Origin of the sequence: Azospirillum griseum (assembly GCF_003966125.1) — a bacterium.
GTDB lineage: Bacteria > Pseudomonadota > Alphaproteobacteria > Azospirillales > Azospirillaceae > Azospirillum > Azospirillum griseum.
The window spans coordinates 23883-49693 of the sequence record NZ_RXMA01000029.1 but is presented as its reverse complement, the minus strand read 5'-3'; the positions used below and the strand labels follow the sequence as shown (position 1 = coordinate 49693).

General features: G+C 72.8%; 3 protein-coding genes. All 3 read right to left on the bottom strand.

The window, feature by feature from the left end; translation table 11 throughout:
- Positions 1 to 41 precede the first annotated feature (41 nt).
- From EJ903_RS22010 to EJ903_RS22000, 3 genes are read right to left on the bottom strand one after another with little or no spacing between them, the layout of a single operon-like run.
- Complete coding sequence (locus EJ903_RS22010) at positions 42 to 3542, bottom strand: AMP-binding protein (protein WP_126619512.1); 3501 nt, start codon at positions 3540 to 3542, stop codon at positions 42 to 44.
- Entirely contained in the window at positions 3539 to 20806 is a 17268-nt protein-coding gene (locus EJ903_RS22005) for a non-ribosomal peptide synthetase (RefSeq protein WP_158627977.1), read from the bottom strand. The genes EJ903_RS22010 and EJ903_RS22005 overlap by 4 nt, the downstream gene beginning before the upstream one ends.
- A complete protein-coding gene (locus EJ903_RS22000; RefSeq protein ID WP_158627976.1) occupies positions 20806 to 25713 on the bottom strand; it encodes a polyketide synthase in 4908 nt (1635 codons plus the stop codon). Before EJ903_RS22000 ends, EJ903_RS22005 begins: the two co-directional genes overlap by 1 nt.
- Between the last annotated feature and the right edge of the window lie 98 nt (positions 25714 to 25811).

The following is a 25811-nucleotide window of genomic DNA, read 5'->3' as shown; positions in this document are numbered from 1 at the left end:
CCCGACCCACTCCCCGCAGGAGAGAGGGAACCAGACCGCCTTCACCCATTGACCGCATCCAACCAGCTCCGCACATGGTTCGCCAGCTCGTCCAGCCAGGGTTTGACCAGCATTTGCCCGTGGGTTCCCTCCATCCAGCGGAGCGTCACCCCACCGGTGGGCAGTGGTCCCCAGCCGTTCAGCGGATCGCCGGGGACGCCGGGGGCCTGCTTGGTTTCCACCTTGGGACGAACGAGCAGCAGCTTGCCATCGAAGGGGCGCGGGCGATAGCGCACGGCGGCCAAGCCATTGTTCTGGAACAGCGCCATCAGGCGGCGCATCCCGGCGCGATCCATGCCGTCGGGCAGGAAATGGCCACCCTTGCCCCGTTCCAGGATCAGATCCAGCCGCTGTTCGGGCGTCAGCGGGCGCAGGGTTTCGGCGTCGAACAGGCCCATTTCGTCGAACAGGGCGGCCAGATAGTCCGACTCGTCCTTGCGCAGCAGGTCGCGCACCACCTCCGGCACCGCCACGCCGTCCAACACCGCGACGGCGCGCACATCGACCCCGGCGCGTTGCAACTGACAGGCGGCCTCCCAGGCCAGCAGCCCGCCAAAGCTCCAGCCCGCCACCGCCAGCGGCCCGTCCGGCACGATGCCCTTGGCGGCGGCGAGATAGGCCGCGACCATCGCCTCCACCGACGCGTGCAGCGGCTGGCCTTCCTCCAGGCCATAGCTCTGCACCATATAGACCGGCTGGTCGGGGCCGAGCGCCTCCGCCAACTCGCGGTAACACAGGACGTTGCCGCCCACCGGGTGGAAGCAGAGCAGCGGCACGCGGGTCCCGCCCGCGTTCACCGCGACCACCGGGTGCCAGTCCGACGCGCTGCCGCGCCGGTCGATCAGCGCGGCCATGCTGGCCACCGTCGGGCTGGTGAAAAGCTCGGCCAGCGGCAGACGCACGCCGAACTCCTTTTCCGCCGCCGACAGCAGCCGCACCGCCAGCACGCTGTGACCGCCCATGGTGAAGAAATCATCCTCGCCATCCTCCACCGTCACGTCGAGGATACCGCCCCACAGGGCGGCCAGCCGCTTTTCGGTGTCGGTGGCAAGCGGGCGGCGCCTCCGGTTCGGGCGGGCACCCAGTTCGGCGGGCGGGGGCAGACGGCGTTCGTCCAGCTTGCCGTTCGGGGTCATCGGCAGATCGTCGATCGTCACCAGCCAGGACGGAACCATCCAGGCGGGCATCGTGGCGTCCAACTCCGCCCGCGCCTGTGCGGCGTCGAAACCGTCGCGCGGCACGACATAGGCCACCAGTTGCTTGTCACCATCGCCGCGCGGGTCGGCGGCAACCACGGCGACGCGCCCGACCAGCGGGTGCGCGGCCAGCTTGGCCTCCACCTCGCCCAGCTCAATGCGGTAGCCGCGAATCTTGACCTGCCGGTCCTCGCGCCCCAGGAACTGCAACAGCCCGTTGGACAGGCGGCGGGCCATATCGCCGGTCCGGTACCAGCGCGCGCCGGCCTCGTCGGTGACGAAGCGGCGGGCGGTCTGGTCGGCGTCGTTGAGGTAGCCGCGCGCCACCCCCCGCCCGCCGATGCGGATCTCACCGGGCACGCCATCGGGAACCGGGCGTCCGGCATCGTCGGTCAGGCTGACGACGACGTTGTCGAGCGGCAGGCCAATGGGCGGGGGCAGATGTTCGGCCCAATTGACCGCCGTCATCACATGCTGGGTGGCGCAGACGCAGGTTTCGGTCGGGCCATACTGGTTGACAACCCTCAGATCGCCATGGGCGGGCAGGCTGTAGAGACGGCGCAGCATCTCCGCCTTCACCGGCTCCCCGCCCAATATGACGGCGCGGGCGCTGGTGCTGGTCCCACTGTCATGCCAGTGATCGACCAGCATGGAAAACAGGCTGGGGGTGGCATCGCACACGTCGATGCGGTGCGCCTCGATGAAGGCGTGCAACCGGGCGGGGTCGCGGCGCGTGTCCTCGGCCGGCACATGCAGGGCGTGGCCGTTCAACAGCGACGTGCCGATGGAGTGCATCGACCCGTCGAAGGCGAAGGCGAAAATGCAGCTCAGGGCCAATTGGTCGCCCTGGCCCAACGGCTCATAGAGCGAGCGCTCGATCGCATCGGCCAGATTGACAAGCGGGGCGTGCCCGACCAGCACCCCCTTGGGCGTGCCGGTGGTCCCGCTGGTGAAAATGACGTAGGCCCCCTGGTCGGGCGTGACCGTCACCGCCGGGGCGCTGTCGGGCAGCCGCTCCAGCGCGGCGCGACCGTCCAGATGACGGATTGCCTGCGCGCCCTCGCCCCGGCCATCCAGGCGGATGACCAGATCGAAGCCGTAGGGGGCGGGGTCGAAGCCGGGGGCGTCGATGGCGGAAAACTCCAGCGACGGCTTTTCCGCCCGCCTGGCCGCCCAATCGCGGAAGAAGGCGGCGGGCACGAAGAAATCATCGCTGAAGTCGAGACGGGTGGCGTAGCCCTGTCCGGCGTGGTCGCGGGCGAACGCGGCGAGATCGGCCAGATAATCGTCCTTGCGCTCCAAATTCCACAGGCTGCCGAGGAACAGAGAGCCGCCGGGGGCGAGCAGCGTCACCGCCTTGTCCAGGATGTCGGCGAGGTAGCCGAAACCGGGAAAGCTTTCGATCACGCTGTTGAAGACGATCAGATCCAGGCTGCCCGGTTCCAGCAGATCGATGTCGTGCGAGGTCAGGTGACGCCCGGTGACGTGGGTCAGCCCCAGCTTGCGGGCGTTGGCCTCCACCCGCTCGGCGTTCAGGCGGCTGATGTCCGACGCGATGTAGGAGCCGCAAAGCGGGGCGACGTGCCGCATGGTGAAGCCAGAGGCGCAACCGACCTCCAGCACGCGGGAGGCGGGCGTCAGCAGCGGCGCGGTCTTGGCCCGCGCGTTGGCCCCAAAGGCCGCCAGCGCGGCGTCGGGGATCGGCAGGCCGGTGAAGGCGCTTTTCCAACCGCCCGCCCCGGCGTCATCGGCCTGTTCCCCGGCAAGATGATCCCACAATTCGGTCGACATCATCACGCCAGGAGCCTCGATCACCCGGTCGGGGTCGTCGGCGTCCAGGCACAGACCGGCGCGCAGGCTCGGGCAACGCCATTGCAGGCTGCGCAGGTCGCCCAGCGACGCCGCGTCGCCGACGATGGCGGCGATGCCCACCGCGTCGATCTGGGTGCGGCGGCGGGCCAGCGGCTGGGTGGGGTCGAGCGGAACATAGACGCACCCCGCCTTGACGATGCCGACCATGGCGGCCAGAACGCCGCGTTGGCGGTGCATCATCACGCCGACACGGGTTTCGCGCGGCAGCCCCTGCGCGACCAGCCAATGGGCGATGCGGTTGGACCAGCGGTCGAGCGCGCGGTAGCTGGTGCTCCCGGCTTCGTCCACCACGGCCGCAGCGTCGGGGCGGCGCTCCACCCAGGCGGCGAAGCGCGAGACGATGGTGTCGGTGGAAGCCGGAGCGGTGGCCACGGACGGAACGGGAACCGCCGTCGGTTTGGCGCTGGCGTCAAAGACGAAATCGGCGATCCTCATTCGGCGGCATCCTTGTTTGCGTTGGCGTGGTTCACAACCATCGAGGCGAATTGCTCCAGATAGGCCAGCCAGCGTTCCGCCGTGGCCCGGTCGAACAGGTCGGTGTCGAATTCCAGGGTCAGCGTGCCGCCGTCACGCTGTTCGCTGAAGAACAGCAGCAGGTCATGCTTGGCCGTCGGCGTGCGGATGGCGTCCTGCAACGCCCCGCCAAAGGCGGGATCGACCGGCTGGCCATCGCCGAACGGACGGTCGCCCAGCGCGTCGGCACACCCGGCCTCGGCGTCCAGATCCTCAAAGCGCTGGTATTCGAACACCACATTGATGAGCGGCTGGCGGTTCGCCACCCGGCGCGGGGCGACGCTGCGCACCAGCAGGTCAAAGGGAAAGTCGCGGTGGTCCATCGCCGACATCATCGCGGTGTGGACCTGATCGACCAGCGGCCCGAACTCCGTCTCGTCGCCGATGCGCACGCGCAGCGGCAGCACGTTGACGAAGAAGCCGATCAACCCCTCCACCTCCGCCCGGTCGCGCCCGGCCACGCCAAAGCCGATCACCAGATCGCCTTGACGGGTCAGGCGGTAGAGCAGCCCGGCGAACATCGCCAATGACACCGACGCGCTCGACGCGCCGCGCTGGCGGGCGTAGGCGGCGATGCCCTGAACCAGGGCCAGGGGCAGGCGGCGGCTGACCGTGTCGCCCCGGTGCGATTGCACCGCCGGGGCCGGATGGTCGGCGGGCAGCGCGATGCTGTCCGGTGCGTCGGCCAGGACCGACCGCCAATGACGCGCCGAATCCGCCCAATCGCGCCGGGTCTGCCACGCCGCGTAGTCGCGGTAGGCCACCGGCAGGGCGGGCAGGCCCGCCGCCTCGACGTTTCCGGCCAGCGCGGCGCGGTACAGGCTGCCCAGCTCGCGCAGCAGGATGCGCGACGACCAGCCATCGCCGACGATGTGGTGCAGCACCAGCAGGACCAGCCAGCCGTCCGTCGTTGGCGCTCCGAACCCGGCGGTGGATGCGGGATCGAGGACGCTCGCCCCCAGCCGGATGGCGCGGGCGCGCAGCAGCGGCGGGGTGGCAAGGTCGAACGGCGTGGCCGCCTCGCGCCGGGCCACGCGCAGGGCCTCGCCACGCGGATCCGGGCTGGCCGACAGGTCATCGACCGCCAGCGGCGGGACCGCCGACGCGGCGATGCGCTGGCGGATCGCGCCATCCTCCTCGTCAAAGCCGGTGCGCAGGGTTTCGTGGCGGTCGGCCAGACGGGCCAGCGCCGTCCGCAGCGCTTCGGGATCCAGCGCACCGCCAAAGGGCAGGGCGAAGGTGATGTTGTAGGCGGCGTCCCCGCCGGTCGCGTCGCCCTGCATCCGGCTGGCCAGATACAGGCGCGCCTGCGCGTGGCTGGCCGGGTGGCTGGGGGCGTCGGGAACCCGGACCACGCCGTCGCTGGGCTGCGCGCCCTCCGCGATCAGGGCGGCCAGACCGGCGACGGTCGGCACGGCGAAGAAGCTGCGCATCGACAGCCGCACCCCGGTGGCCTGGGCGATGCGGTTCACCACCTTGATCGCCAGCAGCGAATGACCGCCAAGATCGAGGAAATTGGCGTCGCGGTCGGCCACCTTGCGGCCGAACACCTCCGTGAACACCTCGGCCACCAGGGTTTCCGACGCGTCGCGCGGCGGATCGCCCGCCGCGTCGTCGTCGTTGGCCTCGACCGGCGGCAGGCTGGCGGCCAGTTGGCGGCGGTCAATCTTGCCGTTTTCCGTCACCGGCAGGGCCGACACGGTGACGAAGCGGCGCGGCGTCATGTAGGCGGGCAGACGCCGCCCGAGCCAGTCGCGCAGGGCCGCCGAACTCGGGGCCTCCGCCTTGGGTTGGACGCAGGCGACGAGCGCGCCGTCGCCCTCGCCGGACGGGTCGGGCAGGAACAGCACCGCACCGTCGGCGATGGCCGGATGGGCGTTCAGCGCCGCCTCGATCTCCTCCAATTCAATGCGATAGCCGCGCAGCTTGATTTGGCCGTCGCGGCGTCCGCCGAACTCCAGCGCTCCATCGGCGCGCCAGCGGCCCAGATCGCCGGTGCGGTAGAGCCGCTCGCCGCTGACCGGATCGGTGACGAAGCGATCCGCCGTCAGGTCGGCGCGGTTGAGGTAGCCCTCGGCCAGCCCCAACCCGCCCAGCAGCAAATCGCCCCACACCCCGACCGGGGCCAGCCCGCCACCCGCCTCGACGATGCGGACGCTGGTGTGGGCGATGGGGCGGCCAAGCGGGACCGGCCCCGGATCGACGTCCGAAACCGTCACCCGATGAACGGCGGTGAAGGTGGTGTTTTCCGTCGGGCCATAGCCGTTGACGAAGACCACATCGGGGCAGGCGCGCAGGGCGCGGGCGGCGTGCGGGACGCTCATCGCCTCCCCGCCGGTGATGACCAGCCGCAGGCCCCGGAAGCGGTCCGCCCCGGCATCGACCTGCCGGTTGAACAGCCCGGTCGTCAGCCACAGCACCGTGGTGCGGTGGTGGGCGATGGCGGCGGACAGGGCGTCGGGGTCCAGCACCGCGTCGCGGCTGGCGACGGCCAGACAGGCCCCGTTCAGCAGCGCCCCCCAGATTTCGTAGGTGGAGGCGTCGAAGGCCAGCGGCCCGGTTTGCAGCACCCGATCCGCCGCCGTCAGCGCCAGATCGCCGCCGCCCAGGGCCAACCGCAGAATGCCCGCCTGCGTCACCACCACGCCCTTGGGCGTGCCGGTGGATCCCGAGGTGTACATCACATAGGCGGGGCCGCTGGCGGGCGGACGCGGTAGGCTGTCGGCGCTCAGACCGACCAGCCCCTCCGCCGCCAAAATCCGCCGACCGGTCGCGGCGGGCAACGGGGCGAGCAATGCCCGCCCGGCCGCGTCGGCGATCACGGCACGGCAGGCCGCATCCTCCACAATCCAGCCGATGCGCTCGGCGGGGTAGGCGGGATCGAGCGGCACATAGACCACACCGGCGGCCACGCAGCCGACCAGCAGCGCCACGGCGTCGCGGTCGCGCTCCACATGCAGGGCCACGCGGTCGCCGGGCAGCAACCCGGCCTCCCGCAGCGTGCGGGCCACCCCGGCGGCCCGGCGCAGCAGGTCGCCATAGCTCAGCGGTCCGCCGCTGCCCTCCAGCGCCACGGCGTCCGGGTTGGCGGCGGCCCGTTGGGCCAGCGCGCCGAACAGCCCCTCGGACAACGGCAGGGGCGGGGTCGGGCCGACGCCCACACCGGCCAACCACGCCCGCTCCTCGTCATCGGACAGCGGCAGGGTGGCGACCGGCGTGTCGGCGGCGGCGCTGACCAGCGCGGTCAGCAGGGTGCGGAAATGGCGGCCCATCCGCTCCATCCGCTCGCGGTCGAACAGGTCAGCGTAATACTCGACCGCCATCACCATCTGATCGGGCAGATCGCGGACATACAGGCCAAGGTCGCTTTTGCCGTCGTGGCGGGCCAGACCGAAGGGCGTCAGCCCGTCGCCGCTGCGGCTCTGCCCGGCCCCGTCGGCGAAGTTCATGTAGGACAGCGTCACCTCCGACAGCAGCGCCCGGTCCGGCGAGGCGGGCGGGGCGAGGTCGGCCAGCAGCCGCCCCAGACCATAAGCGCGGTTGCGCATCGCCTCGGCGTGGGCGGTGTGGGTGCGCTGGATCAGGTCGGACACACGGTCGTCGGCGTGCACGCCCAGCCGCAGCGGCAGCAGCGTGACCAGCATCCCGGTCATCGTTGCCATCGCCGCCCCTTCCCGCGCGTTGACCGGCACGGCGAAGACCAGATCCTCGGTGCGGGCGTAGCGGGCCAGCAGCAAGGCCCAGGCCGCCGTCACCACGGCAAAGGGCGTGGTCCGCCGTTCCGCCGCAAAGGCGCGCAGGCGGCTGACCGTGTCCCAGGCGATGGGGAATTCGGTGGTTTCCGCCCGCCAGGTGTGGCGCGCCGGGCGCGGGTGGTCGGCGGGCAGATCCAGCACCGGCAACGGCCCCTTGAAGCGTTCCAGCCAATAGCCGCGCGCCTGTTCCGGCGCGGTCGCCCCGGCCCCCGACCGGGTCCACCACGCGTAATCCTTCAACTGGATCGTCGGGGCGGGTCCGGCGCTGCCGGTGTAGAGCGCGATCAGGTCGGCTTGCAGCACCTCCATGCTGAAGGCGTCGGCCAGGGAGTGATGCACGTCGAGCAGCACCGCGCGCGGCCGCCCGGCGACGAAGCCCAGCAGGATGCGCACCGGCGGTTCGCCGTTCCACAGATCGAACGGGCGCACCGTGGCGTTGAGCGCGTGGAGCAACCCGGCGTCGGTCGGGCACTCCACCCGCTCCACCCGCACCGGGCCGGGCGGCAGGATGGCCATGGTCGGCTCATCCCCCTTGGCGGCGGCGGGAATCAGGCGGGTGCGCAGGATCTCGTGGCGGGCCACCAGCGCGTCCAGCGCCGCGCCCAGCCGATCCATGTCCACGTCCGGCGGCAGGTGCAGACCGTTGGGCAGGTTGTAGGCGGTCCCCATGTCCGCCGCCGCTTCGGCGTGCAGGACGGCCAACTGCTCCCACGCCACCGGATAGTGGTCGCGCTGCGGGGCGGGTTGCAGGGCGTCGTCCTTGGGCCGCTGTTCGGCGGCACGGCTGCGCAACCGCTCAGCCAGCGCGGCGACGGTCCCGGTTTCGAACAGATCGACCAGACTCATGCGCTGGCCCAGATCGCGCGTCACCTGCTCGACGATCTGCATCCCGGCGATGGAATCCCCGCCCAGCGCGTAGAAATCATCGTCGGGGGCGACGCTGTCATAACCCAGCACGTCGGCCCACACGGCGGCCAGCGCCGCTTCCAAGGCCCGGCCAGCGCCGGAACGGCTCGGCTTGGCACCGGGACGGGAGGCGGGAGTCGCAACGGGTGCGGCGGCCACCAGGGCGACGGCGGGCGCGGGCGCCAGCAGGGCGCTGACGGTCGGGTCAAGGATGGCGACCTGCGGGACCCGCGCGGCCAGCGCCCGGCGCAGCAGCGGACCGACGTCCGCCGGTCCGGCATCCACCCCGACGCTGCGCCCCTTCAGCAGGCGGGCGGCCATGCCCACCTCGCGGATGCCGCACCAGTCGATGGTCAGGGCCGGTTTGCCGCGCCGCACGCGGGCGGCGGCCAGCGTGTCGAGGAAGGCGTTCGCCCCGGTGTAGGCGGCGTGCGCCACCGCCCCGGTCAAGCCGGTGAGGGAACCGGCCATGACAAAGGCCGCAACCGGATCGGCGTCGGTCAGTTCGTCGAGCAGGCGGGCACCCTCCACCTTGGCGGCAAGCGCGGCGGTGTAGGCGGCAACCGCGCGCTCGCCACCGGCCAGAAAGGCCCCATCGGCCACCCCGGCGTTGTGGACCACGGCGGTGATCGGCCCCAGATCGGCCCGGATGCGGGCCAGCGTGGCCGATAGGCCAGCGCGGTCGGCGATGTCGCAGGGATAGACCACCGCCCGCAGGCCAGCGGCGCGCAGGCCATCCAGCAGATCGCGGCGGCGGCGAGCGTCGATGTCGTCGCCGGTCGGCTCCCCGCCGCGCGACAGCAGGGCCAGCGTCAGCTTGCCCCCAACCGCCAGCGTGTCGGCCAGCATCAGCGACAGGCCGCCGGTCCCGCCGGTGACGACGCACACCCCGTGATCGGGCCAGCCATGGGCGGGCCACGCATCATCGCGCAACGCGGCGGCGTCCACCACCAGCTCCATCGGCTGGAAGTGGCGGATCAGGCGACGGCCCCGCCGCCACGCCACCGCGCGCGGATCGCGCTCCAACACCGTCAGTTCGGCCAGCAGTGCGGCCGGGCCGATGGCGTCGTCGCAATCGACGCAACGGGCGATCAGATTCGGATCCTCCAGCGTCGCGGCGGCGATCACGCCAATGGTCAGCGCCTGGAACGGGTCGAGGGGGTCGTTGTCCTCCACGGCAAAGGCCCCTTCGACCAACGCCAGCAGGCGGGTGGGGCCGGTCAACGCGCCCAGCACCGCGCGCATCGCCCGCGCCGCGCGCGGACCAACGTCGGCCCCGCCCTGCGGCGCAAAGAGGATGACCGGGCGGTCCGACGCACCGACACGGGCGAGCGCGTCCGCCGTCACGGTCTCGCTGCCGCTGTGGGCGGCCAGCCGCCCGGCGCGGGCCAGATGGTCGGCCAACCGATTGGCCAACGCCCCTTCGCCGATCAGCACCACCGGCCCACCGGGATCGGCGGCGGCAAGCGGGGCGGACTCCCACACCGGCAACGCCGGAACCAGCGCGCCGCTTGTCTTGCCAGCAACCGCCTGCGGACGGGCCAGACGGGTCCAGCGCAGACCCAGCAGACGGGCAACCACCCGCCCGCTGGCGCGGTCGGCCAGAACGACATCGGCCTCCGCCCCGTCCTCGGTGACGCGGCGCTCAATGTGGGCCACCGGGTCGGCGGGCAGCGGTTCGAGCAGGTCGATGCGGGCGCAGCCGGTGGGGACCATGCCGCCCTCGGTCAGGGCGACGCCGGTGGCGACGTCCAACAGGCCGGGGTGCAGGCGCAGGCCCGCATCCACCGACGGCACGCGCAACCACGCCAGGGCTTCCGCCTCGGCGGCGGCGACACGCTCCAGGCAGTTCCACCGCGCGCTGACCTCGACCACGCCGTTTTCGCTGTGGAAAGGCGGGGCGTCCTGCGCGGGGGCGCAGCGGGCGGCGATGGCGGCAAGGTCGAGCGCGGCGATCTCGATCTTGGTGTCGGCGCTGGTGACGGTCGCGGTGACGAAGCTCTGCCACCGGCCATCCAGGGCGCGCCCGCTCAGGCTGGCAGCCCCATCCCCGGCCAGGGTCAACGTCACCGTGCCGGGAACCAGATCGGCCGGACGCAACGGGCGCAACCAGCGCAGATCGGCGATGCACACCGCGCGATCGCCCATCGCGTCGGCGACCAGCGCGGCAAAGCCCATGCCGACCAGCGTGGGCGCGCCGTTCAGCCGGTGTTCGGCCACCGGCCAGAATTGGGCGGCGTGGGCGTCCACCCGGTGGAACACCCCCTGCGCCGTCACCACCGCCGGACCCAGCAGGGCAAAGGCGGCCTCAGCCGTCGCGGTTGGAGCGGGTTGCGCCGGGGCGGTGGACAGGGCGGTCAGATCGGGCAGGCAGCGGCGGCGGGCCAGCGGGGCGGCGGGCAGATGCACCCGCCCGGTGCGCACCGACGACGGCCAGGACAGCCGCGCCCCGGTGACAAAGGCGGTGGCGGCGGCCAGCGCCGACTCCTCGTCCGCGCTCAGGGCCGCGTGGGTCACGGCGGCGTTGGCGCGGTCGGCGGTTCCGGTCAGGACCAGCCCGTCCACCGCGTCGGGCGCGGCGGCGAACACGGCCAGACGGGCCATCAGGTCGCCCCGGTCGCGCACCCACACCGCCAGCCGGGCGTCCAGCGCGTCGCGCCCGTCGGTCAGGGTGCGGGCGATGTCGGCCAGCGGCCAATCGGGGTGCGCGCGCAGCGCGGCGACGACCGCCCCGGCGTAGCCGCGCAGACGCTCGGCGTCGGGGGCGGACAGGCCGATGGCGAACCACCCGGCCACCGCCAGGGCGTTGCGGGCCACGCGCGGCGCGGCTTCGATCACGACATGGGCGTTGATGCCGCTGAGGCCGAAGGCGCTGACCCCGGCGCGGCGCGGTCCGCCCCGGTCGGCCAGCGGCGTCAAGGCGGAAGCCACCGCCACCGGGGCCTTGGCGAAGTCGATGCGCGGGTTGGGCGCGGTGAAGAAGGGCTGCGGCGGCGCGCGGTCGTGGATCAGGCAAGCCAGCGCGCGGGCCAGACCCAACGCCCCGGCGGCCCCGTCCAGATGGCCGAAATTGCCCTTGGCCGACCCGATGGCGGCAAAGCCGCTGCCCGCACCCTCCGTTGCCGCCGCGCGGGTCAAACCGTCGATCTCGATGGGATCGCCCAGCGCGGTCCCGGTCCCGTGCGCTTCGATGTAGGACAGGCTGGCCAGGGAAACACCGGCGTCGCGGGTGGCCGCCGCGATGACCTCCGCCTGGGCCGCCGGGTTGGGCGCGGCCATGCCGCTGCTCGCCCCGTCCTGGTTGATCGCACTGCCCAGAATCACGCCGTGGATGGCGTCGCCATCGGCCAGCGCGTCGGCCAGCGGGCGGAGCAGGAAGGCAACCGCCCCCTCGCCCATGCCGGTTCCGTCGGCCCCCTCGGCAAAGGCGCGGGTCCGCCCGGTGGAGCTGTCGATGGTCAGGCGCGCGCCCTCGGCGGGCGGGGTCAGCAGGATTTTCGCCCCGCCGACCAAGGCCCACTCGCACTCGCCGTTGCGCAGCGCCCGGCAGGCGGTGTGAACGGCGGCAAGCGAGGCCGAACAGGCGGTGTCGATCAGCGCCGCCGGTCCCCGCCAATTGTGCAGGAAGGACAAGCGGGTGGCGATGTTGGAGGCGACGTTGAGCGCGAAGATCTGCTCCACCCGGTTCGGAGCGGCCCCGCGCATCAGCGCGTCGCGCCACGCCGTGCCGGGGACCCCGCCAACGAAGACGCCGACGCGGGCGTCGTCCAGCGCGGCCCCGCCACGTCCGGCGTCCTCCAACGCGCGCAGGGCGGTTTCCAGGAACAGGCGCTGTTCGGGATCCAGCAGCGCGGCGTCGGCGGGCGACAGCCGCAGCCGCTTCGGCTCGAACCCCATCACATCGTCGAGATAGGCGGCCTCGCGGAAGCGGTCGGGCTGCGGCAGCCCCAGCGCCGCCAGCACCGCGCGGGTGTCGGCCTCCCGCCCATCGGGCAGCGGACGCACCCGGTCGGCGGCAGTGGACACGTCGCGCCAGAACCCAGCGAGATCCTCGCTGCCGGGCAGGCGCAGCGCCATGCCGACGATGGCGATGGCACCGGCGGGGGCGTTCCCGGCGAAAGTGGCACCGGCGGGTGACGCCATGGCGACGGGGTGGGTGGTGGTCGGCGGGTGCGTCATGGTCGGGGGCGTCGGCAAAACGGGGGATGCGGGGGGAGCGGTGGGGGCGATGCGCTGGGCCTGTTCGGCGATGGTGGCGCAGGCGAACAGGTCGGCCACGCCGAACACGCCGGGCCAACGGGCGTTCAGCCGCTCGTGCAGGCGGATCACCAACAGGCTGTTGCCGCCCGCATCGAAGAAGCCATCGCGCGGGCCGGGATCGGCGTCCGGCAGCAAGTCCTTCCAGATGGCGCGGATCGCCGCCTCCACCGCAGACCGGTTGCCCGCTGCGTCAACGGAAGGGGCAGCGGGGGCAACCGTGGCGGCGGGCCGGTCGAGCGGCGCGCCGGTCAGCGCCTTGCGGTCCAGCTTGCCGCTGCTGGTCAGGGGCAGGGCGTCCAGCCGGAGGAAGCGGGCAGGGATCATCGCCTCCGTCACCCGGTCGCGCAGATGGGCGCGCAGGGCGGCGGTGGTCAGGGCCGGGTCGCGGGGCAGGATGTAGCCGTGCAGCTCGGTCAGGCCGTTGACCGCGACCGGGACGACGACGGCGCGCTCCACACCGGGATGGCGTTCCAGCGCGTGTTCGATCTCGCCGGGTTCGATGCGCTGGCCGCGCACCTTCACCTGATGATCGATGCGCCCCAGATACTCGATGGTCCCGTCGCGCCGCCAGCGCCCGAGATCGCCGGTGCGGTAGAGCCGCCCGCCGGGCCGGTTGGGATCGGCGATGAAGGCCTTGGCCGTCAGGTCGGGCCGGTTGACGTAACCGCGCGCCACCTGCGGCCCGCCCAGATGGATTTCCCCGGCCATGCCGATGGGCAGCGGCGCGCCATCGGCGTCGAGAATGTCCACGGTGGTGTTGGCGATGGGCTTGCCGATCGGGACCACCGCCCCGCCGGTCCAGGGGGAGCAGGGGTGCCACGTCACGTCCACCGTGGCCTCGGTCGGGCCATAGAGGTTGTGAAGCTGGGTTCCGAACCGGCGGTGCAGCAGCCGGTCGAAACGCTCAACCAACGCCGGATCCAGCGCCTCGCCGCTGGCGAAGACGAAGCGCAGGCGGGCCAGCTTGGCGGCGTCGGCCCGGCCATCCTCCAGACAGGTCAGGAAGGCGGCGAGCATCGACGGCACGAAATGCAGCACGGTCACGCCGTCGCGGGCGATCAGATCGACCAGCGTCTGCGGATCGCGCTCGGCCCCCGGCGGCGGCAGGGCGACGGCGGCCCCGGTCCAGCCCCACCACAGCAGCTCCCACACCGACACGTCGAACGTCACCGGTGTCTTTTGCAGGATCACGTCGCCGGGGCCGATGGGAAAGGCGCTTTGCATCCACAACACGCGGTTCACCACTGCGTGCTGCTCCACCGCCACGCCCTTGGGCCGCCCGGTCGAGCCGGAGGTGAAGAGGACATAGGCCAAGCCATCCGGCCCGCCCAAATCCAGCGGCTCCGCCACGCCGTCCACCGACAGGTCCAGGCAGCGGGCGCTTTCGCCCAGACGGGCGCGGGTGTCGGCGGTGGTCAGGACCAGCGGGTGGCCCAGATCCTCCAGCATCCCGGCCAGACGGGCGGGCGGCTGGTCGGCCCCCAGCGGGGCATAGCCCGCCCCGGCCATCAGGATGCCGTGGATGCCGATCAGCAGCTCCGGCCCGCGCGGGGCGCAGATCGCCACGCTGTCGCCGGGCTTCACCCCGGCGGCGACCAGCCGACGGGCCACCGCCCCGGCCCGCGCCGCAAAGTCACGGTAGGACAGCGGGGCCTGACCGTTCCACAGCAGGGCGGGCGCGCCGGGGCTGCGGGCGGTCTGGTCCAGCAGCAGCCGGGTCAGGCTGCGCCGGGTGTCGAGCGGGGTGGCGGTGTCGTTGAAGCGGGCGAGCTGCGCCCGTTCCCCGTCCGGCAGGATCGGCAGGGTCCTGATGCGGCGGTCCGGGTCGGCCAGCACGGCGGCGGCCAGATGCTCCAACCGCGCGAACAGCGCGGCGGCGCTGTCGGCGTCGAACAGGTCGGCGCTGTGCTCCAACTGGCAGATGATGCGGTCGCCGCGCCGCCCGAAATGGAATCCCAGATCGAATTTGGCAAAGGGGAAGGACACCGGCAGGCTGTGGGTGGTCAGGCCGGGCAGGGACGGCGGCGCGCCATCGTCCGATTGCCAGACGACCAGCACGTCGAACAGCGGGTTGCGGCCCAGATCGCGCGGCGCGCCGGTGGCCTCCACCAGCGATTCAAACGGGCAATGCTGATCGGCCACCGCGTGCAGGCAGGTGCCGCGCGTGTCGGCCAGCAAGCGGCGGAAACCGGCCTCCGGGTCGATGGACTGGCGCAGCACCAGCGTGTTGACGAAAAAGCCGACGGTGTCCTGCACCTCCGCCCGGTCGCGTCCGGCGACCAGCGTGCCGAGCGCCATGTCGGTCTGGCCGGTCATCCGGTGCAGCAGCGCCTGCACCAGCGCGGTGACGACGGCGAAGGGGGTGGCGGATTCCGCCCGCGCCAACCGGTCGAGCGCGGCGCTGAGCGCGGCGTCAAAGGCGTGCTCCACCGTGTCGCCCCGGAAGCTCTTGACCGGCGGGCGGCGGTGGTCGGTGGGCAGGGCCAGCGGTTCGGGGCGCGGGGTCAGCCGCCCCACCCAGCGGGCGAGCAGGGCCTTGCCCTCCGCGCTGTCGGCGTGGGCGCGTTGCCAGGCGGCGACGTCCTGGAACTGCACCGCCGGGGCCGGGGTGGCGATGGTCAGCGCGGCCCCCGCCGGGGTGGTGAGCGCGGCAGAATAGAAGGCGGCGAGGTCGCGCATCAGCACCCCGGCGGACCAGCCGTCCATGATGGCGTGGTGCAGCACCAGCAGAACGCGCCAGCGCGCCGCGCCCAACCGCATCAGCAGGGCGCGCGCCCCGGCTTCGCGTTCCAACGCAAAGGGGCGGTGCAGTTCGGCGGACTGGCGGGCGGTGGCGGCGGCAACCGGATCAGCCTCCGCCGACAGATCGACGCGGTGGAGGACCAGCGCGCCGACCGGGTACAGCCGCTGGCGCGGACGCCCGTCCGGCCCATCGACGACGCGCAGGCGCAGGGCGTGGTGACGCTCCTCCAGCGCGGTCAGCGCGCGGGCGAGCGCGTCGGCGTTCAGATCGCCGTCGACGTCGAAGACAAGCGGAATGTTGTAGACGCCGCTGTCGGGGAACAGGCGTTGCATCACCCACAACCGCTCCTGGCCGGTGGACAGGGGGTAGCCGTCGGCGGGTTCGGCCCGGTGCGGGGCGACGGGGGGCAGCAGCATGAGGGTTTCAGCGGATCCGGTGGCGGTGGGTGCGGCGGCGGCTGTGGACGGCAACAGCGCGGCGATGGCGGCGACGGTGCGGGCGGCGAACAGCGCGCGCAGCGACACCCGCGCCCCGCATTCCTCGACCAGACGGGCCGACAGGCGCATCGCCGTCATCGAATGGCCGCCGAGGTGGAAGAAGTCCGACGACGGATCCAGCGCCACGCCGGGGAATTGCTCGGCGAACAGCCGCAGCACCAGTGTTTCCGCCGGGCTGGCGGCGGGGCGGGGCGGGGCGGAAACGGTGGGGGCCGCCATGGCAAGGGCGGGTGCCGTGGCCGCCATCACCGCCGTCACCAGCGACTGCACGGCGCGTCGGTCGCGCTTGCCGTTGGCGTTGACCGGCAGGGCGGGGACGACGATGAAGCGCGCGGGCATCATGTAGATCGGCAGCCGTTCGGCCAGTGTCCGCCGCCACGCGCCTTCCCCCGCCGCGCTGTCGGCGGCCACGCAGGCGACCAGCGCCTTGTCGGCCCCGCTGCCGGTGACGAGCACGGCGGCGTCGCGCACGTCAGCACAGCCCGACAGCACGGCTTCGATGGCCCCGGTTTCGATGCGGTGGCCGCGAATCTTCACCTGCCCATCGCGCCGCCCGAGGAACTCGATGACGCCGTCGCGCCGCCAACGCACAATGTCGCCGCTGCGGTAGAGCCGCTCCCCCGCCGCCCAGGGCGGGGAAACGAAGGACGCGGCGGTCAGATCGGGCCGCCCGGCGTAGCCCAGCGCCACGCCGTCGCCCCCGCACAGCAACTCGCCCCAGACGCCGACCGGCACGGGGGTGAGACGGTCATCCACCACGAACACCCGGCAGTTGCTGATTGGGCGGCCAATGGGAATCGCCCCGTCCAGATCGGCGGTGGTGATGGTGTGCAGCGTGGTCAGGCAGGAATTTTCCGTCGGCCCATAGCCATTGAGCAGGCACAGGTCCGGACAGGCCGCCATCACCCGGCGGAGATGCGGCGGGCTGAGGGCCTCACCCCCGCTCATCAGCAGGCGCAGGGGGCGGAAGATGTGGGGCGCTTCGTCCGCCGCGCGGTTGAACAGCCCGGCGGTCAGCCACAGCACGGTGACGCCGCCGCTGACCAGCGCCCGGCCCAGCGCCTGCGGATCCAACAGCTCCTCGTCGTCGAAAACGCGCAGGCTGGCCCCGTTCAGCAGGGCGCTCCACAGCTCCAGCGTCTTCGCGTCGAAGGCGAGCGGGGCCAGTTGCCCCATCACGTCCTGCGGGCGCAGGTCCAGCACCGCGCGGTTCAACGCCAGCCGAGCGATGCCCCGGTGCGGAACCACCACCCCCTTGGGTGTGCCGGTGGTCCCGGAGGTGAACATCACATAGGCGGGCGCACCGCCATCGGGCACCACCGGCGGAGCGGCAGAAGCATCGGCAGGAGCGGGGGCGGACGGCAGGGAGTCCAGGCGCAGGATCGGGTGGTCGGGCAGCCCGGACAGCGTCGCGGCCTTGGTGGCGTCGGCCAGGATGATCCGGGCCTCGGCGTCGGTCATCAATTGGGTGACGACGGCGGGCGGCAGCTTGGAATCGAGCGGCAGATAGGCCGCCCCCGCCTTCCAGATGCCGAGAATGGCGGCCACGGCGTCAAACCCGCGCTGCACCGCCAGGGCGACCGTCGGCCCCACCGGACCGCTGCCGAGCAGGGCGGCGGCGATGGCCCCCGCCCGCTGGTCGAGCGCGGCGTAGGTCAGCGTGTCGCCGTTCGACGCGCGCAGGGCCACCCGGTCGGCGTGCTCGGCCGCCGCGCGCGCCCACAGATCGGCCATCGACGCGTCGCGCGGGTAAGCGGCGGCGGTGTCGTTGAAACCCGACAGCACCAGACGGCGTTCGTCCTCCGGCATCACCGCCAGATCGCCCAGGGCGGCGTCCGGGCGGTCGGCGGCGGCGCACAGCAGGGTTTCCAGCCGCGCGGCCATCGCCAAGGCGTCCTGCGCGTCGTAGAGCCATTCGTCATGCTCGACCGTCAGCACGGCGCTGCCGTCGGGCATCCGACCGATGATGAAGGCAAGGTCGTATTTGCCGCCGCCGATGCGTGGATCGAACCAGTCGCGGGTCTGCGGTTCGGCGTTTTCCAGCACGGCGACCACATCATAGAGCGTGGTCGGGTCGCCGCCCCGCGCCGCCAGCGTGTCTTTCATGATGTGGCGCAGCGGGTAGGTCTGGTGGGCGAGCGCCCCGGTCAACGCCCGGCGGGCGGCAGCCAGATGGTCGGCGAAGGACCGCTCCAACCCACCGGGGAAGCGCAGCGGCAGCACCTCGACAAAGCAGCCGACAAGGTCGGCGTGCTCCGGCTCCGTCCGCCCGGCGAAGGGGGTGGCGACCGACACGTCGCGCCCGTCGCCCTTCAGGCGGATCATCAGGGCGCTGGCAGCGGCGATCAGGGCGACGGTCGGGGTGGTTCCACCGGCGCGGGCGATGCGGTCGAGCGCGGCCATCGTCGCGGCGGACAGGTCGCGCTGCGTGCGCAGGCCGCGCGGCGGTGCGCCCGGCGGGCGGGAGCCGGGGGCGGGCAGGTCGCCCAACTCCATCCCGCGCAGGGTGTCGAGCCAATAGGCGCGGTCGGCCTCCAGCCGGCGGGTGTCGGCCAGCCGCCGCGCGGTCAACGCCACCGGGGTGCAGGCCAGCGCGGGCAGCCCATCCCCCCGACCCGTCGCCGCCGCGTCGATCAGCGCCACCACGTCCCGGCGCAGCACGTCGAGCGACCAGCCGTCGATCAGCGTATGATCGGCGTTGAGAAACAGTTCGCCCGCGCCATCGCCGTTGGTGAACAGGTGAAAGCGGTAGAGCGGCCCGCGTTCCAGATCCATCGGGCGGGCGAGGTCCCGTTTCATCACGGCAAAACGGGCGGCGGCGTCCAGCCCGTGATGAACGGTCAGGTCGATCAGGCCGGGGTGGTCGTGCGGGGCGATGCGCTGCCGGATCGCGCCATCGCGCTCGCACAGGGTCGTGCGCAGGGCGGGGTGGCGGGCGGCCAACCGTTCCAGCCCGGCGCGCACGACGGCGGCCTCGGCGTGGCGGGCCAGCGGAATCACCAGCGGCACCGACCAGGCGGTCGTCTCCGCCTCGTCCCGCCGGGTCAGCCACATGCCTTCCTGGCCGGGGTTGGCCGGATGCTCCTCCGCCGCGCCCTCCAGCGGGGCGGCGGCGGTGGGCGCGGTGGCAAGGGCGGGTTGCCCACCGTCCAGCAGGGCGGCCATGTCCATCAGGCGGGTGGCCCCCAGCGCCTCGGCCAACTCGATCCGACCCAGAGAGCCGTCGCTGTTGATGGCGTTGACGACGCGCATCAGCAGCAGGCTGTGGCCGCCCAGCACGAAGAAATCATCGTCGCGCGCGGTCGGCGGCGTCGCCAGAAACCCGGCCCACAGCGCGGCCAGGGCGCGTTCGGTTGGAGTGGCGAACCCATCGGCCACCGGCGTGGCGACAGGTGATGACGCGGCGGGGGTGATTGCGGCGGTGGTCGCCTTGGCGGGCGTGACCAGCGGCGACCGATCCAGCGGGGCCGACCATTGACCGGGTGCCGCGCGCAGAAAGGCGCACAGCCAATCCGCCCAACCCACCACGGTGGCGGCGTCGAACAGGGCGGTGGCGTAGGTCAACGGCCCGTCCAGCGCGCCGTCGGCCGTGGTTTCCAGATTGAGCGTCAGTTCATAGCGCGCCGCCTCGTTGTGGCGGGTCCGCACCGTCACGGCCAGCCCGCCCAGCGCTGGGGCGGGCACGGCGCGCGGCTGCATGGCGAACATGGTCTGCACCAGCGGCGTGGTGGCGCGGCTGCGCGGCGGGGCCAGCGCCTCCACCAGCTTGTCAAAGGGCACATCCTGGTCGGCCATGACGTCGAGCGTGCGGTCGCGCACCTGCTCCACCAGCGCGCCAAAGCTGCCCGCCGCGCCGACATCCACCGGGATCGCCACGCTGTTGGACAGATAGCCGATGATCGCCTCCTCCGCCTCGTCGGCGCGGGCGGCGACCGGTGCGCCGATCAGCAGGCGCGGCGCGCCGCTCAAACGGGACAGCAGCAGCGCCCAGGCCGCCAGCACCGCCATGTAGGGGGTGGCTCCGGCCCGCCGCGCGGCGGCGGCGAGCGCGCCCGCCGCGTCCGGCTCCAACCGCAGGGCGAGGGCGGCCCCGCGCCCATCGGCCACCGCCGGGCGCGGGTGGTCGGTTGGCAAGGTCAGGTGCGTCGGGTGGCCATCCAGGCGGCGGCGCAGCCGCTCCAGCGCGGCGTCGAACCCGCCGGACGCCAGCGCGGCGCGCTGGGCGCGGGCCAGATCGGCCATGTCGCGGACCAGCGGCGGCAAATCGGCGGGGCGACCGGCCCGCGCGGCGTTGTAGGCGGTGGCGAGGTCGGCGGCGAACAGCCCGTTCGACCAGCCGTCCCACGCGGCGTGATGGGCCGACAACGACAGGACATGATGGTCATCCGCCAACGTGAACAAGGCGACGCGCGCGTGCGGGTCGGTCGCCAGATCGATGGGCCGGTGCGCGGCCTCGTCCAACGCGCGTTCCAACGCGTCCGGCGTGGCGCGCAGATCAACCCGATGGGCGGGGAGCGCAGCGGCGGCGGGCGGGGCGACGCGCTGGACCGGGCCGTCGGGGCCATCCTCGAACCGGGTGCGCAGCGCGCCATGGCGGGCGGCCACCGCCGTCAGGGCGCGGTCGAGCGCGGCGTGGTCGAGCGAACCAACCAGATCGAAGGCCAGATGTTCGGTGTAGCCGCCGCGCGCCCCGCCGGGCTGGCCCAGATCCAGGCGGTTGAGGAACCACATGCGCTCCTGCCCGAAGGTCAGGGGGGCGACGATCTCGCCAGTGGCCCCCTCATTCAGGCCCCGATCCTGGCCGCCGTCTTGACCGGACAGGCGGGCGATCAGGGCCGGGCGCAGGGCGCGCACCCGCGCTTTCAGGGCGTCGTCGAAGGCACCGGCGGGGGCGTCGTACCCCAGCCGTCCATCCTTCACCGTCAACCGGATGTCGCGGGCGGCCAGTTCAACCAGAAGGGCATCGGCCAGCGGGCCATCACGCTCGACCATCGCCGCACCGTCCGTCGTCTCGATCCCGCCCATCACAGCCATCCCTCTTCACGCGCGCCGATCTCTTGCGCTTCGGTCTTTTGCTCATCACCGCCCAACAGGCGGGCCAACCCGGCGACGGTTCCGCCCCGGAACAGGGCGCTGGCCGCCACCTCGCACCCCAGCCGCGCGCGCAGCCGGGTGGCGATGCGCACGGCGATCAGCGAATCCCCGCCCAAGGCCAGGAAGTCATCCCCCGGCCCGACCTGGGGCACGCCCAGCACATCGCGCCACACCTCGGCGATCACCGCTTCGCGCCCGTCGATGGTGGCCGGAGGTGCGGACGACGGTGGAGACGGCGGCGGCGCGTGATCGGGAGCCGCCGCGACGGCGTTCGGCTCGATCCACAGCCGGATGGTGGCAAAGGGGTAGGGCGGCAACGCCACCCGCCGGGTCGAGCCGCCCGCCGCCGCCTTGCGGTCGATGGTCCCACCCGCCGCCCAGACGCGGCCCACGGCGTCGAGCAGGGCGGCGTGACCGTCGCGTCCCTCGGTCGGTTGGGTGGCGGTGTGGATGGCCAGGGGCAGAGCGGCGATGGCCTGCGCCTCCCCCGCGCCAGCGCCTCGGGCCAGCCGGGTCAGGGTGGAGCCGGGTCCGGCCTCCACCAGCAAACGGGTGGGATCGGCGTCGATCAGGCGGCGCAGCCCATCGGCAAAGCGCACGGTCCCGCGCAGATGGCGCACCCAATAGGCCGGATCGGTCGCCTCCTCCGCCCGCAGCCAATCGCCGCTGACGTTGGACAGGATCGGCACGGTCGGGGCCGCCAGCGGCGTGCGCGCCAGCTCCTCGGCGAAGGCGTCCAAAATCGGGTCCATCAGGGCGGAGTGGAAGGCGTGCGACACCACCAGCCGCCGCGACGGCTTGCCCAACCCCGTCACCAGCGCCGCCAGCGCGGTGATCTGCGCCTCCGTCCCCGCCGCCACGCATTGGCGCGGGGCGTTGACCGCCGCCAGATCGGCCCCGGATTGAGCCAGCAGCGGCAGAACCTCCGCCTCCGGCAAGGACATTGCCAGCATCGCCCCGCGCGGGGCGGTGGCCATCAGCCGCCCGCGCGCAGCGACCAGCCGCAGGGCGTCGTCGAACCCCATCACCCCGCCCAGACAGGCGGCGACATACTCGCCCACGCTGTGGCCGATCAGCGCGTTGGCGCGCACACCCAGCGATTCCAGGGCACGGGCGGTGGCGTATTCGGTGACGAACAGCGCCGGTTGGGTCAGCAGCGTTTCTGACAGCGACGCCGTGGCCCGCGCGTCAGCGGGATCGGCCAGCAGCAGGGCGCGCAGCCCCTCCGCCGGACCACCGCGCAACGCCCGGTCGGCCGCGTCGATCACGTCGCGGAAGGCGGGAACGGCGCGGTGCAGGTCGCGGGCCATCCCGGCCTGCTGCGCACCCTGGCCGGGAAAGAGTAAGGCGGTGGCAACGCCCCGCGCCGCCTCGCCCACCGGCGCGCCCGCCCGCAAGGCGCGGGCGGCCTGCGCCGGGGTGGCGGCGACCAGCACGCGGCGGTGGCGCAACGGGCGGCGACGGGCGAGCGACCCGGCGACATCGGCCAGACGGTGCCCGTCGTCCCCCTCCAGATCCGCCACCAGCGCGTCGGTCAAGCGGTCGAGCGCGTCGGGCGTGGCGGCGGAGAGGGTCAGCAGAACCGGGGCGGTGTCGGTTGGGGTTTGGGTGGTTGCCTCGGCAGGCCCATCCACCGGTGCGGCGGACAGGATGGCGTGGATGTTGGTTCCCCCCATGCCAAAGCCGCTGACCCCAGCCAAGCGCGGGCGATCCGCCGGGCCGGGGAAGGGTTCCGGTTGCCCGTTGACGCGGAACGGTCCCTCGGCGAAGGGAATGCGCGGGTTGGGGCTGGTGAAATGGGCGGTGGGCGGCACGATTCCCCGCTCCAGCACCAGCGCGGCCTTGATCAGCCCGGCCATGCCGGCGGCGGCGTCGAGATGGCCGATGGTCCCCTTGACCGACCCCAGCAACGCGCTGCCCGCTTCCGCCCGGCGATCGGTCCCGCGATAGGCAAGGTTGAGCGCGGCCACCTCGATCGGGTCGCCCAGCGGGGTGGCGGTTCCATGCCCCTCGACAAAGCCGATCTGGCCCGGTTCCACGCCCGCGTCATCCAGCGCCTGGGCAATCGCGGCGGCCTGACCATCGACCGACGGGGCGGAAAAGGCAGCCTTGCCCGCGCCGTCGTTGGCGATGCCGATCCCCCGGATCACCGCGTGGACGCGGTCGCCATCGGCGCGCGCGTCGCCCAGCCGCTTCAGCACCAGCACCGCCGCCCCGGCCCCGGCGACCACGCCGTCGGCCTGCGCGTCGAACGGGCGGCACAGCCCGGCGCGCGAGGCGATGCCGCCGTCGGCGTGGATGTGGCCGAAGGGGGAGAACATGCCCAGCGACGCCGCCCCCGCCAGCGCCACCCGGCACCGCCCGGCGCGCAGGCTGTCCACCGCCGCGACGGTGACGGACAGGGCGGTGGAACAGGCGCTGTTGACCGTCATCGCCGGGCCGGTCAGCCCCAGCTTGTAGGCGATGCGGGTGGCGGCGAAATCCTTGTCCACGCCGACCACGGCGGAAAAGCGGTCGGTCCCGCCCGCCACGCCCAGCCGGTCGCGCAGATTGTCCACGAGATAGCTGTTGAAACCCACCCCGGCGAAGACGCCAACCGGGCCATCCTCCTCCGGGTCACAGGCCGCGTCTTCCAGCGCGTGCCACGCCAATTGCAACAACAGGCGCTGTTGCGGGTCAATCTCCGCCGCCTCGCCGTGGCTGTAACCGAAGGGCACGGGGTCAAACCGGTCGGTGCCGTCGATGGCGGCGTGCGCCGCGATGAAATCCGGGTGATCGACCAGGGCGGCGGGCGCGCCGTCCGCCCGCAAGCTTGCGGGATCACGGCGGCGCACCGCGTCCGTTCCCGCCATCATCGCGTCCCAGAAGGCCGCGCGGTCGGCGGCACCGGGAAAGCGGAAGGCCATGCCGACGATGGCGACGGCGTGATCCTCCTCCCCCGCCAGCGCGCGGCGGCGGGCGGCGGCGGGCCGGGACGCGACGTCGCCCCCCGCCATGTGGCGGGCAAGCGCGGCGACGCTGGGGAACCGGAACAGATCAACCGCGCTCAATCGCCGCCCCGTCGCCTCCTCGATGGCGATAAGGGCGCGCGGCACATGCAGGGAATGCGCGCCCATCTCAAACAGATTGGCGGTGACGTCCACCGACGGACGGCCCAACAGCCCGGCCCAGACGGCGGCGATGCGCCGTTCAAACGACGCGGCGTCGCGGGGTGACGGGGGCGCATCCGGCTTGGAGACCGCAAGGGCGGGCCGGGGCAGCGCCTTGCGGTCGATCTTGCCCGAGGGCAGCGTCGGCAACGCATCAAGCACCAGGATGCGCGCGGGCACGGCGGCGGCGGGCAGGCGTTCGGCCAGCCACCGGCGCAGCGCCTCCGGCTCCGGCGCGTCGCCGCCCGGTGTCGCGGTGAGGTGGGCGAGCAGCGCCGCGCCACCGGGGGCGTCCTCCCATTTGCTGACGGTGGCGAGCGCCACGCCGGGGGCGGCGCGCAAGGCGGCCTCGACCTCCCCCAGCTCGATGCGCTGGCCGCGAATCTTCACCTGTTCATCCTGACGTCCGAGAAAGGCGATCTGGCCATCGGGCCGCCAACGGGCCTGATCGCCGGTACGGTACAGGCGATCCCCCGGCGCGCCGAAGGGGTCGGCGACAAAGGCGTTGGCCGTCGCCTCCGCCATTCCCAGATAGCCCAGCGCCAGACCGGCCCCGCCGATGCACAGCTCCCCAACCTCGCCCACCGGGACGCGCTCCAGCGCCGCGTTCAGGATGCGCACCCGGCAACCGGGCAGCGGCGCGCCGATGGGGATGTCGCGGTCGCTCACCGACGGATCGGCGCGCCAGCCGGTGGCGTCCACCGTCGCCTCGGTCGGGCCATACATGTTGTAAACCGCCACCGACCCCAGCGCGGCGGCGATGCGGGCGGGCAGGTCGGGCGGCATCCGCTCCCCCCCCATCACGATGCGGCGCAGGCCGGGCAGGCCACCCGGCGGCGCGCGGCGCAACAGCGCCTCCACCTGCGAGGGCACGAAGTTCAGATGGGTGACGCCAAAGCGCGCCGCCTGTTCCCAGAACAGCGCCGGATCCAACAGGGCGTGACGGTCGGGCAACCACAGGGTTCCGCCCACCAGCAGCGGGAAAAACATCTGTTGCAGGAACGGGTCAAAGGCCAGGGTGGACCCGGCGCACACCACATCGTCGGCGGCGACGCCGAACCAATCGACCATGGAGCGCAGCCGCGCGCTGATCGCCCGGTGCGGCAAGGCCACCGGCTTGGGCCGCCCGGTCGAGCCGGAGGTGTGATAGATCACCGCCACCCGGTCGGGGTCATGATCCGGGCGGTCATCATCGGAGATTGGGGCGTCGTCCGGCGTCTCGTCCAGATCCAGCAGCGGAATGGCGTCGCCGAACAGCGGGGCGGTGTCGGCCGTCGTCAGGATGCGGTGGCAGCCCAACGCGGCGGCCATGGCGCGCAGCCGGTCGGCGGGCAGGGCCGGATCCAGCGGGACCACCGCGCCGCCCGCCTCCAGAATCGCCAGAAACCCAATCGGAATCGCCAGATCCGCCGCCGCACACAGTCCAACCGGCGCACCGGGCGGCAGGCCGGTGGCCCGCAGGCGGTGCGCCCAGCGCCGGGCGCGGTCGGCCAACGACGCGTGATCCAACCGACGCGCGCCATCGCGCTCCACCACCGCCAGCGCCGCCCCTTGCACCGCCTGCGTCGCCCGCCAAAGGGCGGCCAACGCATAGTCGCCATACCCGGACGGCAAGATGTCCCCAACCTCCCACGCGACGGCGGGATGATGATCGATGGAGGCGGAACCGCTCGATGCTGCGTCTTGCACGAAACCACCCTCAAGCCATGAGTCGCTTTGAGTGTGGTGCATATTGGAAATTCGCGAAAACGAAAAGAATCAAATGGTGACAGGTTTGTTTCCATTGA

Bases quoted from the DNA above. Each gene is read 5' to 3' on its own strand.
- EJ903_RS22010 (WP_126619512.1), bottom strand. From the start codon at position 3,542: ATGAGGATCGCCGATTTCGTCTTTGACGCCAGCGCCAAACCGACGGCG.
- EJ903_RS22005 (WP_158627977.1), bottom strand. From the start codon at position 20,806: ATGGGCGGGATCGAGACGACGGACGGTGCGGCGATGGTCGAGCGTGAT.